This is a genomic window from Rhodocytophaga rosea (assembly GCF_010119975.1).
Taxonomy (GTDB): domain Bacteria; phylum Bacteroidota; class Bacteroidia; order Cytophagales; family 172606-1; genus Rhodocytophaga; species Rhodocytophaga rosea.
The window spans coordinates 6,073,121-6,087,718 of record NZ_CP048222.1; the positions used below are offsets into that span (position 1 = coordinate 6,073,121).

12 protein-coding genes and 1 pseudogene are annotated in these 14,598 nt (G+C 43.2%); 3 read left to right on the forward strand and 10 right to left on the reverse strand.

What is annotated here, in order from left to right; genetic code table 11:
• Positions 1-11: 11 nt before the first annotated feature.
• The 6 genes and pseudogenes from GXP67_RS25165 to GXP67_RS25180 form a co-directional block, all read right to left on the reverse strand.
• Positions 12-1,541 carry a RagB/SusD family nutrient uptake outer membrane protein gene (locus tag GXP67_RS25165; protein WP_162445676.1) on the reverse strand — a complete coding sequence of 510 codons (1,530 nt, stop codon included), beginning with the start codon at positions 1,539-1,541 and terminating at the stop codon, positions 12-14.
• Positions 1,542-1,578: 37 nt separating this feature from the next.
• Complete coding sequence (locus GXP67_RS37510; RefSeq protein ID WP_317170148.1) at positions 1,579-3,039, reverse strand: SusC/RagA family TonB-linked outer membrane protein; 1,461 nt, start codon at positions 3,037-3,039, stop codon at positions 1,579-1,581.
• A complete protein-coding gene (locus tag GXP67_RS37515) occupies positions 2,994-4,037 on the reverse strand; it encodes a SusC/RagA family TonB-linked outer membrane protein (protein ID WP_394351983.1) in 1,044 nt (347 codons plus the stop codon). Before GXP67_RS37515 ends, GXP67_RS37510 begins: the two co-directional genes overlap by 46 nt.
• Before the next feature lie 6 nt (positions 4,038-4,043).
• Positions 4,044-5,041 (reverse strand): annotated as a pseudogene (locus GXP67_RS37520) (carboxypeptidase-like regulatory domain-containing protein); the annotation flags it as partial.
• Positions 5,042-5,075: 34 nt separating this feature from the next.
• Positions 5,076-6,104, reverse strand: coding sequence for a FecR family protein (locus GXP67_RS25175; RefSeq protein WP_162445677.1), 1,029 nt, complete (start codon positions 6,102-6,104; stop codon positions 5,076-5,078).
• A gap of 230 nt (positions 6,105-6,334) precedes the next feature.
• Positions 6,335-6,928, reverse strand: coding sequence for a peptidylprolyl isomerase (locus GXP67_RS25180; protein ID WP_162445678.1), 594 nt, complete (start codon positions 6,926-6,928; stop codon positions 6,335-6,337).
• Between the two features lie 155 nt (positions 6,929-7,083).
• On the opposite strand from GXP67_RS25180, the gene GXP67_RS25185 reads away from it, so the two are divergent.
• Positions 7,084-7,746, forward strand: a complete 663-nt coding sequence (locus GXP67_RS25185; protein WP_162445679.1) for an HAD family hydrolase — start codon at positions 7,084-7,086, stop codon at positions 7,744-7,746.
• 117 nt (positions 7,747-7,863) lie between these two features.
• The gene (locus GXP67_RS25190; RefSeq protein ID WP_197901566.1) at positions 7,864-8,370 is read left to right on the forward strand and encodes a hypothetical protein; all 507 of its coding nucleotides are present in this window, start codon (positions 7,864-7,866) and stop codon (positions 8,368-8,370) included.
• Positions 8,371-8,495: 125 nt separating this feature from the next.
• On the opposite strand, the gene GXP67_RS25195 is transcribed toward GXP67_RS25190, so the two are convergent.
• Complete coding sequence (locus GXP67_RS25195) at positions 8,496-9,794, reverse strand: metal-dependent hydrolase family protein (RefSeq protein WP_162445680.1); 1,299 nt, start codon at positions 9,792-9,794, stop codon at positions 8,496-8,498.
• Between the two features lie 332 nt (positions 9,795-10,126).
• Positions 10,127-10,561, reverse strand: a complete 435-nt coding sequence (locus GXP67_RS25200; RefSeq protein ID WP_162445681.1) for a YybH family protein — start codon at positions 10,559-10,561, stop codon at positions 10,127-10,129.
• A gap of 163 nt (positions 10,562-10,724) precedes the next feature.
• Here GXP67_RS25200 and GXP67_RS25205 point away from each other — a divergent pair, with 163 nt between their 5' ends.
• Positions 10,725-11,174 (forward strand): DoxX family protein, encoded by a 450-nt coding sequence (locus GXP67_RS25205; protein ID WP_162445682.1) that lies wholly within the window; start codon positions 10,725-10,727, stop codon positions 11,172-11,174.
• Between the two features lie 74 nt (positions 11,175-11,248).
• Here GXP67_RS25205 and GXP67_RS25210 read toward each other — a convergent pair whose 3' ends face one another.
• Together GXP67_RS25210 and GXP67_RS25215 are read right to left on the reverse strand one after the other, a co-directional pair.
• Positions 11,249-13,330 (reverse strand): S9 family peptidase, encoded by a 2,082-nt coding sequence (locus GXP67_RS25210; protein WP_197901768.1) that lies wholly within the window; start codon positions 13,328-13,330, stop codon positions 11,249-11,251.
• A gap of 189 nt (positions 13,331-13,519) precedes the next feature.
• Entirely contained in the window at positions 13,520-14,383 is an 864-nt protein-coding gene (locus GXP67_RS25215; RefSeq protein WP_162445684.1) for a DUF6438 domain-containing protein, read from the reverse strand.
• Positions 14,384-14,598: the final 215 nt, after the last annotated feature.

Genomic DNA, 14,598 nt, shown 5'->3' on the forward strand with positions numbered 1-14,598 from the left:
GTTTGATAGAGTTAGTAACCAGGATTCTGGTCACTGTTTTCCAGCTGGCTGTTGTTATCTATTTCTGCAAGCGGAATCGGTAGTAATTCATGCTTGTTCACCTGGAAGCCAGCAATAGGTTCTGTAGTAAGCTTATTTTGTTTTCTCCAGCGGCGGATATCCCGGTTACGGATTTGTTCACCACCCAGTTCTACCCGTCTTTCGTGTACAATCGCCCGGAACATTTCTTCTTTTGTATTCGCAGGATACTGTGCTGTTGGATAAGCAGGCATAGCTACACTGGTTCTGGCTCTCACCTGGTTAATGTAGGGAAGTGCCGCAGCAGGTCCGGTAAGTTCATTCTCGCATTCTGCCATCATCAGCAGTACATCTGCATAACGGATTACCCGGAAGTTAATTCCGGAGCGGGAGTTTTCGGTCGTACGCTTGTAAATCATCTGGTATTTTTTCCAGCTGGGTATATTCACATTGCCCTGCACATCCGTATTGGTCAGTGTATTCTGGTCGTTGTTAAATTTATCTCCTATGTAGTAAAAAGAATCTGCCCTGCGGGGATCATCTTTTGCTGCACCATTGGCAACCCTTTCAAATTCAGCGACCAGGCTAGCAGAAGGAATCACATTCCGCCAGGCATTGGGGCCATATTCCTGGCCACGGAAAGTAACTTCGGCAATATCACTGCCATCTGCATTCCAGGCACCAGCGTCGCCAAAGGCTTCGGTAAACTGTACCTCAAATACTGATTCACTGTTGAACTCATTGTCTTCCCGGAAGTTATCCAGAAAATTAGGAATCAGGCTGTACTGGCCAGAAGTGATCACGGCATTGAGCAGGGGACGCGCTTCTGCATAATTACCTCTGAACATATGGATTCTGGCGGCCAGGGCTTGTGCCGCTCCTTTGGTAGCCCTGCCCAGGTCGGCGCCTGTATAATTCAGCGGAAGGTTGGCTATAGCCGTATTCAGGTCTTCAAAAATCACTGCATATACTTCATCTTCTGAAGCTGAACGCCCCATATTTTCACCAGGTGTGGATGCTACTTTTGTCATGAGCGGCACTCTTCCCCACAAACTCACCAGTTCGAAGAATGCCCAGGCACGCAGAAATCTGGCTTCTCCCTCGATTCTTGCTTTCAGCGCAGGACTTACCAGTACATCATCTGCTTTAGGCACATTCTCAATTACCAGGTTTGAGCGGTGTACCATGCGGTATAAACCCCGCCATACGGAATTTACAAGTGGATTGGAGGCATCAAATACGTGGTTGAGGATCTGCCCTCTGGGTGCTTCCAGCTGCGGGCCTCCAGACGAACAATCATCAGAAAGCAGGTCGTGTACGAAGAAGTATTCCCGGTTGTAGAGGTCATTTGCTTGCAAGCCTGCATACACAGAGTTGATAGCAGCCACCGCCTGTGGTTCGTTCTTATAAAATGTTTCAGTGATCAGTTGACTAGGATTGGTATCTTTATCGAGCACATTTTCATTACAGGACGAACCGAGAACAAAAACGGTAGTTATCGTTAATAATATTTTATTTCTCATAATTATGTTGAATGTCTGTTGTCGTAATTAGTTATTGCTAAAAGCCTACCTGGATACCCCCGATAATAGTTCTTGGTTGTGGGAACTGTCCATAATCCACACCGCTGTTTAAGGTAATATCACGGGCATCGGTAATGCCGGAACGGGCGCCTATTTCAGGGTCCCAGCCGGTATAGTCGGTAATTGTGAGCAGATTCTGGGTAGAAACATATACCCGTACATTAGAAATAAACCCTTTGCCAAATGATTTTAATATTCCGGCAGGCAATGTATATCCCAAGGAAAGGTTTTTAACACGCAGGTATGAACCATCTTCTATAAAGCGGTCAGAAACGCGGGAATTCCGGTTGGGATCATTAGCAATAGCCCTGGGTACATTGGTATTGGTATTGGTTGGCGTCCAGCGGTTCAATACTGCAGTGCCGGAATTAAACAAACGGGTCATTCCTTCCAGGTCGTAGCGGTTGGTATTTAAAATCTCATTTCCGGAAACTCCCTGGATAAAGAGCGTAAGATCAAAGTTCTTAAAGTTGGCGGTGGCATTAATACCATAAGAGAAATCAGGCAGAAAATGGCCTAACTGGGTCCGGTCGCTGGCATTTATTATGCCGTCGTTATTCAGGTCTTTGAAGCGGATATCTCCTGGTGCCGTCGCATTAAGCTGATAAGGAGTTGCTGCATTTCCATCCAGTTCATTGTCAGCTGTAATTTCAGCCTGATTCTGGTAGATGCGGTCTACCTGCCATCCATAGAAATAAGCAATAGGTTTTCCTTCTTCTGTATAGGTTACCGGGTCTCCTTCAAAGTTTGGACCGAATACCACATTACCAATACCTAAGTCAGTGAGTTCATTTTTGATAAAGGCAATGTTTCCGCTTACTGACCACTGGAATCCGCCGCTTGTTTTCCGGTAGCCTGCCATCAGTTCAAAACCACGGTTATTAACAGTACCTACGTTTGCCGTTGGTGCACCATCATAGCCTAAAGAAGGAGGTATCGGCACACCCAGCAGCATATCGCGGGTTTCATTATTAAACCATTCTACACTGGCAGTTACCCGGTCATCAAACAGTCCCAGGTCAAGGCCCACGTTGGTCATAGCGGTAGATTCCCATTTAATAGTAGTATTGGCCAGATCTCTTACTGTACTGGCAGGCAATAAAGTGGCGCCGGCAAACTTATAAAAGAAATTACTGTTGATCGTATTTAAATAGCGGTAGTCGCCAATGTTGGCATTTCCGGTGAGGCCGTAGCTGCCACGTAGTTTCAGGTCGCTGATCAAAGGCACACTTTCCATAAATGATTCTTCACTGATACGCCAGCCAACAGACACGGAAGGGAAAGTTCCCCATTTATCAGCAGGAGAGAAACGAGAAGCCCCATCGCGGCGAATAGTCGCACTTAATAAGTATTTACCTCCAAAATCGTAGTTGATACGGCCAACATAAGAGATCAGGGCAAATTCTGATTTGCTGCCACCAGTGGTAGGTTGTTGAATACCCCCAGCACTTGCACATCATTGGTAATGGAATTCTGCCCACCACCATCCTGAGACGTAAATACACTGGTCTGACGTTCTACTACGGCAAGGGCATCGATGGTATGGCGGCCGAATGTCCGGTTGAAACTCAACTGATTAGTAAGCAGCGGAGAAACAAAGGTGTTCCGGCTTTGACTCACAACAGCATTAGGAGCCACACTGAAGTCACCGGCGTTGAAACTGGGAGAGAACTGGTTGTTGGTAAAATAGTTCATATCTAATCCCACCTGGAACTTATATTTTAAGCCTGCAAAAATATCTACTTCCGCGTAAGCCGTACCCAGAAGTTTTGTGTTCTGGCTCCTGTTTTTACGCAGCACGGCATTCAGCACCGGATTTTCAGCATCAGAGCCATCTACCCTGTCCGGGCCACGGAAGCCACCTGCCCGGCTGGCATCCCGCACCGGAATATAAGGCACACTTTTAATCATGTGTTCCAGTTGGGAACGGCCGCCAGTGAAGGGTTCATTGTTCTGATTGGTATAAGCAACCGTAAGGGTTTGTCCAATATTTACCCGGCCGAGTTTAAAACTGGTATTGGTCCGGAAAGAAACGCGCTCGAAATCAGTGCCCAGCATAATGCCTTCCTGTTTGAAATAGCCGCCGGAAACATTGAATACAGTATTATCATTCCCGCCTGAGATACTCAGGTTATAGTCCTGAATAGGGGCGGTACGGAACATTTCATCCTGCCAGTCGGTATCTACATTGGCAAACGCTCCCAGGTCAGAAAAGCGTTGGGGAATGGCCGCATTGGCATTGGTTTGTAAGTCGGTACCATAGGCAATGTATTGATCGCGGTTGAGCAGATCCAGCTGGCGCCAGGCCGTCTGAACACCGGTGTAAGCATCCAGGTTTACTTTGGTTTTACCTCTTACACCTTTTTTGGTAGTAACCAGAATAACCCCGTTAGCTGCCCTGGAACCATAAATAGCGGCAGAAGCGGCATCTTTCAATACCTCTATGGATTCGATATCATTCGGGTTGATGGAATTAAGGCCACCTGCTGGTACCCCATCAATCACATACAAAGGATCGGTATTGCCTATAGTGCCTACCCCCGGATACGCACAGTTGGATTGGTTCCCGGAGCACCCCGGTTGGTGATGGTAACGCCGGCAGCTCTGCCTTGTAAGGCGGCATCCAGGCTGGCTACCGGCAAGGCATTGATCTCATCGGAGGAAATGGAAGAAATAGCACCAGTAACTTTGGCCCGTTCCTGCGTTCCATAACCTATTACCACTACTTCTGAAAGTGCTTTCACATCCGGTGTCATCTGTATATCGATGGTGGTGCGGGTGCCGATAGCGATCTCTTCGGTGGTATAGCCTATATAACTGAACACCAGTGTTGCATTCTCAGGCGCGGTAAGCCGGTAGTTTCCATTCACATCAGTAATGGTACCGATCGTAGTGGATTTAACAGTTACATTTACCCCAGGCAGACCTTCACCTGTTTCAGAAGTTACTTTCCCGCTTACAGCAATATCAGCGATCTTGTTGAGTACCAATCCCAGGCGGCCTACCCGTTCCACCAGCAGTTTTCCCGGCACATCCGGTTCAGCGGCTGCTTCCTGCCACTGGTTAATTTTACGTATATGGCGGGTTTGTGCTTCATTCTTCAGCACAATGTAGAAGTTGTCGCGTACTTTGCGGTAATTTAACCCACGGGGCTTTAATAAGGCTTCCAGGGCTTCTTCTACGGTGGCAAAAGAATTTTTCTGGTAATTATCTATCTTTATTCCAATCAGTTCACTTTTATAGATGAATGAAACTTTAAATGTAGATTCAAGTTCAGAAAGGGCATATTTTAGAGTTGTCGCCTGGCTTTGCGGGCTGCCGGAATATGCTAATTCATACCCACTGGTAGTAGCCAGCGTTTGCGCATGGATGGGTACGTGCAAATAACTCAAAACGATGAGTGTGCTGCATACAAAATTTAAAATTTTTTTCATAAGCATTTCGGTTAATAAAGGTTGGTTGATATGAGATGGATTATTTGTTCGCTTTAAAGAGTATATGGTTGTCTTGCCGCTTAATATTCAGGTCGAATAACTGGGAAAGCCCTTCCAGCAGGATATCTACATTGTCGCTGGGTACGGTACCATTAAATTTAAGCTGTAACAGGGAAGGATCAGATATTTCTACTGTCAGCCCATAGGTTTGTTCCAGAAGCACGATAATATCGGCCAGACTGGTATCTTCGAAAGACATTTTGCTGCTTTTCCAGGAAGAATATATCTCCGGATTTACAGCCTTTTTAATAATTTTTGACGAGGCATCATTCACTTCTACCAGTTCGCCGGGCTTCATCAGAATAGGTTCTGCTGAGATAGTTTCTTTCAGATTAAGCCGGATTTTACCAGTGTTGAGGGTAACTTTTGTTTTATCTTTCCGCTTGAGCACATTAAAGGTAGTACCCAATACTTCTACATTAAAGTCCTCAGATGTGTGTACAAAGAAACGCTGGTCATTGGCCGTATGAATAACGGAAAAGAAAGCTTCTCCCTCCAGCCATACCCTTCTTGCCTGCTGCGCATCCCAGTTTTCGGCATAACTCAGGCTGGTATTTCCATTCAAAAAAACAGTTGAGCCATCGGGCAGGGTAACCTGTTTGGTTTCGCCATAGGCAGTCTGGTGGGTAATTTTGTTTTCTTGTCCCCAGATTAACCAGGAGGCGAAAGCAACGATGAGCAAGCCAGTGAGAACCGCTGCGATTTGATACCATCTGGATAAGTAACCAGTTTTACGCTGGGACGGAATGTGAATAGAGGATTTTTCCGGAGCGACTGGCTGCTGGCTGGCAATAGCCTCTGTTATTTTATGGTAGAGCAGCAGAGATTGTACCGGATGGTTTCGCATAATTTCCGGTTTTCGTTCCAGCAGTGCCATATCCTGGTCCATTTGAGAAAATAAGTACTTTTCTCCCTCCGGAGTGGAGAGCCATTGCTGAACCTCTTTTGCTTCTTCAGGGGAACATTTGCCCTGTACATAATTGACCAACTTCTGATCAAAGTTTTCCATCGGGTGCGTTTGATAAAGGTTTAAATAGAATCAGAAAATAGTCGTACGGCTGATATATTATTACTACACATAACTCTGGCAGTAGTATTATACAGCTATAAAATATTTTTTTACAGGGAAAGAATGATTGGCAGTAGTTAATGGTCAGTAGTCATAGGTCATTAGTAAAAAGAGGTGTATATCACCACTATTACCAATGTCCGATAACTACTGACAAATGCCAATTAAACTTATTTCCTGGAAATGCGGATAATCTGGATGGATGGGGTTAGTTTTTGTTCACTGGCTGGCGAAGATTGAATTTTCTTTACGACTTCCATGCCTTTGGTTACCCTGCCAAAAGCAGCAAATCCTTGTCCATCGGGATTACGTTTGCCACCAAAATCCAGAGAAGGCTGGTCGCCGATACAAATAAAAAATTCGGTACTTCCGGTATCAGGTGCATCTCTGGCCATAGAAAGTGTGCCGTTTTTGTGTAAAACACCTGTTTTGGAAGTTCTTTCCAGAGGAATGGGGATAACAGTAGCCGTATCAATATTGGCAGGGTTTGCGCCGCCCTGTATTACTTCAATCCGGATTTTATTATGCGGTTGATTTGTGGGTGTAACCGTCCGGTAGAAAGAACCGCCAGTAAAAGCACCTGTCTCTATATGTTTGAGAAAGTTGGCACTGGTGATGGGCGCTTTTTTGGTATATAATACCGCTTCTATGTCTCCCATATTGGTCTGAAAGGTAATGAATACACTGTCGGGAGTAGTCTGCCCATAGCTTGCAAAAGCACTTAGGGTAAGGAGAAAAAATAGAAAGCGGTAAACAGTCAGCATAGGTTTTAGAGGGATGCGCTTTCAATATAGAGATTTTCGGAAGGTAAATAGGAAAAATCTCTACACAAAAGTTTTAGATGTTTTAGTATTTTTGGCCCTTCTTTTAAAGAATACCTCTTAACACTGAATAAATTCAGACATCCTTTCCAAAATAAATGACACAAAAACAGCAAGCTTTCCTTTTCGACCTGAATGGAACAATCATTGACGATATGGCTTTTCATGGCCGGGCATGGTACCAGATTTTAACGGTAGATTTGGGTGCAAAACTCACCCACGAAGAGGTGAAAGTACAGATGTACGGAAAAAACGGAGAAGTGCTGGATCGTATTTTTGGAAAAAACCGGTTTTCGGAAGAGGATGTAGAAAAATGGTCAATGGAAAAGGAACGGCGTTACCAGAAAGAATATTTGCCGCATATCAAATTGATAGACGGCCTGGATGATCTCTTAAAAAGAGCTGCCGAACATTCGGTTCAACTAGCGGTAGCTTCTGCAGCTATTCCGTTCAACATCGATTTTGCCCTGGATAACCTGAATATCCGGCACTATTTCGGAGCCATTGTCAGTGCCAATGATGTAGCCATCAGCAAGCCTCATCCGGAAACTTTTCTGAAAGCAGCACAATTACTGGGTGCCTCCCCGGAGAATTGTATTGTATTTGAAGATGCACCCAAAGGCGTAGAAGCGGCTCAGAATGCCGGAATGAAATGTGTGGCTATTACTACCGCTCATCCCAAGGAAGATTTCAGCCAATACACCAACGTACTGGCTTTTGTTAAGGATTATACAGACCCTTTTATTAAAAGTTTGTTGTAAAGTATGTCTGGAACCTGGATTTGTTGGATTTTGGGCTTTGAAGGATTTTAGTATAGGATTTATTGTTCACCTGATGATTCTGGCATTATCGAAATAAAAAATATCATAGTGATCCTCTTGTTAATAGCACTATTAACTACCTCTTGCGAAGAAATCACCAGAAAGGGGAAACATGCGCTTGAAAAAACCAATGAAAAAGTTCATAAAATATTAGAAAGGCAAACCCGGAGAATAAGCGATACAATATTTCCCCAATTTGATCCTGCTAAACCCGACAGCGACAATAATAAAATCAGATTCAAAGATTTTATTCAAGTTGAGATAACGCCAGATGTAAAAAATATTTATTGTTTTGATGATGTTATTGGCATAGACCAAGACTATATGTTCTCCTTCAATTGTAGTCAGGCGACCTCAGATAAAATCATTGAAAAACATCACTTTATCGCAGATACTTTGAATCTGGATAATGGCTTTGGCATCCAGCATGATTTTGAATGGTGGGACAAAGATAGAATTGAGCAATTACAGAAATACAGTTGGACGGATGGAAAGCATTACCATAAATATTACTGGTATGACTTACAAGCACAAAAGGCGTATTTTTTTGACTTCGATATGTAGAGAAAGTATCGATAATTACAATCATTGGATCATTAATTCACATAGTTAAATTTCTGGAAAATTTTATTATCCTATTTGACTAATCCTGTGAATTTTTAAATCCGATAAATCCTGGTTCCAGAAGATTACTCATTCTTATACACCACACCCTCTCTCATCACAAACGTTACTTTCTCCATTGCAGCAATATTTTGAAGGGGATTGCCCTCAACGGCGATAATATCGGCCAGTTTTCCAGCTTCCAGAGAACCTAAGCGGTCTTTTACTCCCAGCAGTTCAGCAGCCACTACCGTAGCCGATTGAATAGCAGCCATTGGAGGCATGCCAGCTTCCACCATGTATATAAATTCAGCTGCATTTCGTCCATGACGGAACACACCGGCATCAGTACCAAAAGCGATTCTGACACCAGCTTTATAGGCTTTGGCGAATGTACCCTGAATTTGCGAGCCAATAGCCAGGGCTTTGGGAACGATCACGGCGGGATAATAATTGGGGATTTTGGCTGAATCGGCTACCGTTTTTCCGGCAGTAATAGTAGGAACATAGAAAGTGCCATTCTTTTTCATCAGTGCAATGGTTTCGTCATCCATCAGCGTACCATGTTCAATGGAAGTTACTCCCGCCCGGACTGCCCTTTTCATCCCTTCGGCTCCATGGGCATGAGCCGCTACTTTAAATCCATAATCTTTGGCCGTTTCTACAATAGCCCGTATTTCATCCTCAGCAAATTGCGGACTGGAACCATCTTTGGCTACGCTTAATACACCACCGGTCGCCGTAATTTTAATCAGGTCAGCGCCATCTTTATAGCGTTGCCTTACGGCTTTGCGGCACTCGTCCGGCCCATTGGCTACGCCGGCTTCCGGACCTGGATCACCCATCAGGTCTTTGCGGTATCCGTTGGTAGGGTCCGCATGGCCTCCGGTAGTGGCAATGGATTTTCCGGAGGTGTATATTCTCGGGCCAATTACCAGACCTTTGTTGATTGCATTCCGTAGCGAAACATTTACGCCACTTCCGCCCAGGTCACGTACGGTGGTGAATCCGGCCATCAGTGTTGTACGGGCATACACAGCGGCTTCATAAGCCTTATCAGCCGGATTTTGAGTGAAATTATCCAGGTAGCGGTTCTTATTGGTTTCTCCTTCCAGGTGAACGTGCATATCCATTAGTCCAGGAAGCACAGTTTTGTTTTTCAGGTCAATTACTTTGTCACCCGAACCCGGATTGGTATAACCTTTTTCAATGCGGATGATTTTATTTTGTTGTATTACCAGGGTCATCTGGGATTGCGTCTGATTTTGCAGGCCATCAATCAGGTTCCCACAGTGAATGAGTGTCTGCTGGGCGAATAGTTCCAGGCTTAACAGCAATAGAAGGATGGCGATACAAAAAGGTGCAGGGGTGTAAAGTTTTTTCATAAATGGTGAATAGGTGATGGTATAGTTGTTTTAGAAGTTGATAGATTTATTTGAAATAAAGGCTGGGATTCAAGAAAGCCAAGAATAATAAATCAATTATCCAACACTTGAGCCGTCTTTGCTTTAATTTTTTTACATGCCCAAAAGAGGGCAAACATGCGAATGTTTGAGCCAGTTTTGGGCGTGAGTAACAAAATAAAAAGGCAAAATGAAAAATGCTTCCTCCCACACTCCAACGCTCACCCTCTTTTCATTTATCCCTACGCTCATGGAATGTTGTTTGATTTTTTGTTGTGGCTCCTTCCATGCATGTTTTAGTATACCCTAACTACTTAGCTGGAATGATCGGCTACGATAAGCCATTTACCGCCGATTTTTCGCCACAATAAAGTAAAATGGCCACTGGCATCTCCTTTCACTGGCCTGGTAAGAAAGAATTTACCAATCACAAAGGCCGCATCTTTACTGATGAATTCTGTACTCAGGATTTCAAAGCGCAAAGTTCCCCGGCTGTCTTTATCCGGGTAACGGGTTTTATAGTTTTCCAGGGTTTGTTTGTAGCCGTAGGTGATGCCATTTTTGCCGATAAACCTCAATGAGTCAGATGTCCAGTATCCTTCCATAAATTTTTCCAGATTTCCCTGGTTCCAGGAGGTAGTTTGTTCATCGAGTACCCGCAGAATTTCTTTCCGGTCGGCCGATGTCTGGGCTATACTCAGGGCGGAGCAGAGCAGAAAGCTCAGCAGGATAAAATAGGTTTTTTGCATAAGAATGGCTTGATCTCAAAATATACAGGATTTTGTGCAGATTTCCTTTGCATCGAAAAACGATGTTATTAAATTGTCGGATTCACCTATTGCCTAGGTATATTTTATACAATTATAGGTGAGTAAACTTTGGTTGCTTTGTGAAATTAAACTACCTGTAGCTATGCATCTTTTTAAAAGACTATTCCTTTCCATACAACCTATTGCCCTCGATCTTGGCCTGCTTATTATCCGGCTTTCTACCGGTGGACTGCTGATGCAATATGGATTTCAGAAAATGCAGAAATTTGGTGAATTTAAAAGTGCATTTCCTGATCCTTTTGGACTGGGAAGTAAGCTTTCGCTGGTACTTTGCATCTTTGCCGAATTCTTTTGCAGTTTACTGATCGCATTGGGCTTGTTTACAAGGCTGGCGCTCATTCCGCTCATCATTAATATGCTGGTAGTGGTGTTTATTGCACATGCCAACGATCCGTTCAGCGAAAAAGAACACGGACTATCTTTCCTGTTTCCACATATTCTCCTTTTCCTGACCGGTCCGGGACGATTCTCTCTCGATGCATTGCTTTTTAACAGAAAAGGCAAAAAAAATATCTCATCTTTCGTAAAATAGACATCTCTAAAACACCAATGGCTGTTCCCGGAAAGAGCAGCCATTGGTATATAAATGATAAAGAGAACTAAGATTTACTCAGCTGTGGCCACTTGTGGTTTATCCTCGATGCCTAATATCTTGAAGATAAAAGCATATTCCAGGGCGGTATCTTTAAACTTTTTAAACCTGCCTGAAGCACCTCCATGACCAGCATCCATATTGGTATGCAGAAGCAGTACATTGTCGTCTGTTTTGAGGGTACGGAGCTTAGCCACCCATTTGGCTGGTTCCCAATATTGTACCTGTGAATCATGCAAACCAGTAGTTACCAGCATGTGCGGATAGGCCTGGGCTTTTACATTGTCGTAGGGAGAATACGAGAGCATATAATCATAGTATTCTTTTGTATTCGGATTTCCCCATTCGTCATATTCCCCGGTAGTAAGCGGAATACTTTCATCCAGCATGGTATTGATCACGTCAACAAACGGTACATGCGCTACTACCGCTTTGTACAAATCCGGACGCATATTTACTATGGCACCCATCAGTAAACCGCCGGCGCTTCCGCCCATGGCAGCTAACTTCTCTTTGCTGGTGTATTTTTCTTTGATTAAAAACTCAGAGCAATCGATAAAATCAGTAAACGTATTCTTCTTTTTAAGCAGCTTGCCGTCTTCATACCATTTGCGTCCCATTTCCTGACCACCCCGGATGTGTACAATCGCATAGATAAATCCACGGTCAAGTAAACTGAGTCGGGAAGCACTAAAGTTGGCATCGGTGCTGTAACCGTAGGAACCATAGGCATACTGATACAAAGGATTGTTGCCATCTTTATGGATGCCCTTGCGGTAAACCAGGGAAATCGGAATTTTTACCCCGTCTCTGGCCGTAGCATATACCCTTTCTGACTGATAATTTTCAGCCTTAAATCCGCCTAATACTTCCTGTTGTTTTAAAAGTTTTTTCTCCTTGGTGTCCATATTATACTCATATACCGAGCTTGGTGTGGTAAGGGAAGAGTAGCCGTAGCGCAAAACTGAGGTATTAAAATCGGGGTTTATTTCGGTATAGGCAACATACGTAGGTTCGCCAAAGTCAATATAATGTTCGCTTTTGTCCTGCCAATTGATAATGCGGAGTTGCAATAAACCTTCTTTACGTTCGCCTAACACGAGGTTATTTTTAAATACTTCAAAATTTTCCAGATACACATCTTCCCGGTTGGGGATCACTTCTTTCCAGGCTGTTTTGCTGGCACTTTGCGCTACCGGAACTTCCATCAGGCGGAAATTCTGTGCCTGCCAGTTGGTGCGGATATAGAACTTATCTCCAAAATGCTCTGCCATATACTCATGGTCTTTCTCCCTGGGAAGCAATACTTTTAGCGGAGCATCCGGCTGGGAGGCATCCAGGTAGCGCATTTCAGAAGACAGGGTGCTGCCCATATACAGCATAACATATTTTTTGGATTTACTTCGAAAAATTCCGGTACCGAAGGTGTTATCTTTTTCTTCATATACCAGTTTATCGGTCTTAGGGTCTGTACCCAGTACATGTTTGTAAACCTGGTAGGGAAGGAGCGTTCCTACATCTTTCTTTGCATAAAATAGCGTTTTGTTATCAGTGGTCCAGGCAACGCCGGGAGATACATTGGAAATCGCTTCCGGGTATATTTCTCCGGTTGCCAGATTTTTAAACCGGATGGTATACAGGCGGCGGCTTACCGTATCGTCGGCATAAGCCAGAAGTTGGTTATTATCGCTTACATCCAAGCCGGAAACATTGTAATACTCATGTCCTTTGGCCATATCATTTACATTCAATAATATCTCCTCAGCGGCTTGCAGAGAGCCTTTCTTGCGGCAATAAATGGGATATTCGAAGCCTTCTTCATAGCGTGAATAATAATAATACCCATTATCCAGATAGGGAGCAGATTCGTCTTTTTCTTTAATGCGGCCTTTCATTTCATTGAACAAATCTTCCTGCAATCCTTTCGTATCTGCCAGCGCCGTGTCCAGGTATTTATTTTCGGCTTCCAGATAAGAGATCACTTCCGGATTTTCCCGTTCCCGAAGCCAGTAATAATTGTCGGTGCGGGAGATGCCGTTGGAAGTAAGCGTTTTAGGGATACTTTTAGCAACAGGCGGTGTAGCATTTACTTTCATTGTGGTGGCAGTTTCAGATGTTGAAGTATTTGACTGGCAGGCTGCAAGCCAGACCAGCCCTGACAAACAACCCAGCCGGAAAATTCCCTGGGTTATGGATTGAATGGTATTTGATTGCATTGGGTTCAGGTTTTGAGAATCCTTTAAAAATAAGGCTATTTTTCAGATTTTTCACCCGATGGCAGTATCTTATTTTAGTTCTTCCAACTTTTTTAAGGGAACATCTAAATATAATCTGTCGAGTAGATATACAGCAGATTGCAAACGTCTGTATCCGGCAATATCTTGTACGTCATCACATCCCAAACAAAAATGATCAATAGTGCCAGTGATTTTCTTGTATTGATTATTATTGAAATGAAGGATTAATTCAAATCTTTGACCATCAATAATTCCTGGCAGCAGTGTATCCATTGTTGCTATATTGGCAAGCTTCAGATGGTTTTCTATTTTAGAATATATAGAATCTGCTACCCTTCCCTGAAATATTCCTTTAAACTGTCTGGTATTTTCAATACCTTCAAAAAGAAGCCTTTTAACAGATAATAATTCCAATTTTAATACAGGGCATGTTCCCCAAATGCATTCTCTCGTAGAGAAGGTAATTCTATTTATGACTAAAGATGAGTCATAATTGAGTTGTTCGTGAAAGAATGTGATAAGCTGGTTTCTTTTGAAAGAAAAATGATCAGATAATGAATCGTCTGATAAATAAAGTAACTGGAGTGAGTCAGGGGTTAGTTTTTGTATTTTAGCTTTGAAGTAAATTTGCTTAGGTAAGGAATTCTTCTGGTCTTCATTATTTTTGAAAACAGTCAGTGTATCTTCTTTGAGACTATATTCACTACTGGAACTTAAAAAATCATATTCATCTAAGAATGTACTGTCAAACTTCCAGATCAGTTGATTGTACATTGGAACAATACTATTCGAGTCTATAGTAAGACTATGTATCCAGAACTTGTTTATCAATAGTTCCGGGTTAACAGCAGACGCTTGTTTTTGGGAGCAGTTCAAAAGTGCGATAAGCAGTATCAGGATTAAATATCTCATTCAAATATAATGGCCTGTGTCAATTTAAAAATTATTCCTGTTTATCTATTTCCAATCTTGCTTTTATCTTATCAGCAAGTTGATTTGAATTATAGAGAATATGTATCAGGTTTCGCTTTCTCATGGTGATAAAAGCCTCTAAATCATGTATCTTTATTTGTGAAATATCACAGGTAACAAAGTTCGGGTTACTAAATCAGGGCAACGCAATAAAT

What these genes read in the sequence shown, in the direction of transcription:
- GXP67_RS25175 (WP_162445677.1), bottom strand. Translation starts at nt 6,104, where the DNA reads ATGGAAAACTTTGATCAGAAGTTGGTCAATTATGTACAGGGCAAATGT.
- GXP67_RS25215 (WP_162445684.1), bottom strand. Translation starts at nt 14,383, where the DNA reads ATGAGATATTTAATCCTGATACTGCTTATCGCACTTTTGAACTGCTCC.
- GXP67_RS25165 (WP_162445676.1), bottom strand. Translation starts at nt 1,541, where the DNA reads ATGAGAAATAAAATATTATTAACGATAACTACCGTTTTTGTTCTCGGT.
- GXP67_RS25200 (WP_162445681.1), bottom strand. Translation starts at nt 10,561, where the DNA reads ATGCAAAAAACCTATTTTATCCTGCTGAGCTTTCTGCTCTGCTCCGCC.
- GXP67_RS25205 (WP_162445682.1), top strand. Translation starts at nt 10,725, where the DNA reads ATGCATCTTTTTAAAAGACTATTCCTTTCCATACAACCTATTGCCCTC.
- GXP67_RS25195 (WP_162445680.1), bottom strand. Translation starts at nt 9,794, where the DNA reads ATGAAAAAACTTTACACCCCTGCACCTTTTTGTATCGCCATCCTTCTA.
- GXP67_RS25210 (WP_197901768.1), bottom strand. Translation starts at nt 13,330, where the DNA reads ATGAAAGTAAATGCTACACCGCCTGTTGCTAAAAGTATCCCTAAAACG.
- GXP67_RS25185 (WP_162445679.1), top strand. Translation starts at nt 7,084, where the DNA reads ATGACACAAAAACAGCAAGCTTTCCTTTTCGACCTGAATGGAACAATC.
- GXP67_RS25180 (WP_162445678.1), bottom strand. Translation starts at nt 6,928, where the DNA reads ATGCTGACTGTTTACCGCTTTCTATTTTTTCTCCTTACCCTAAGTGCT.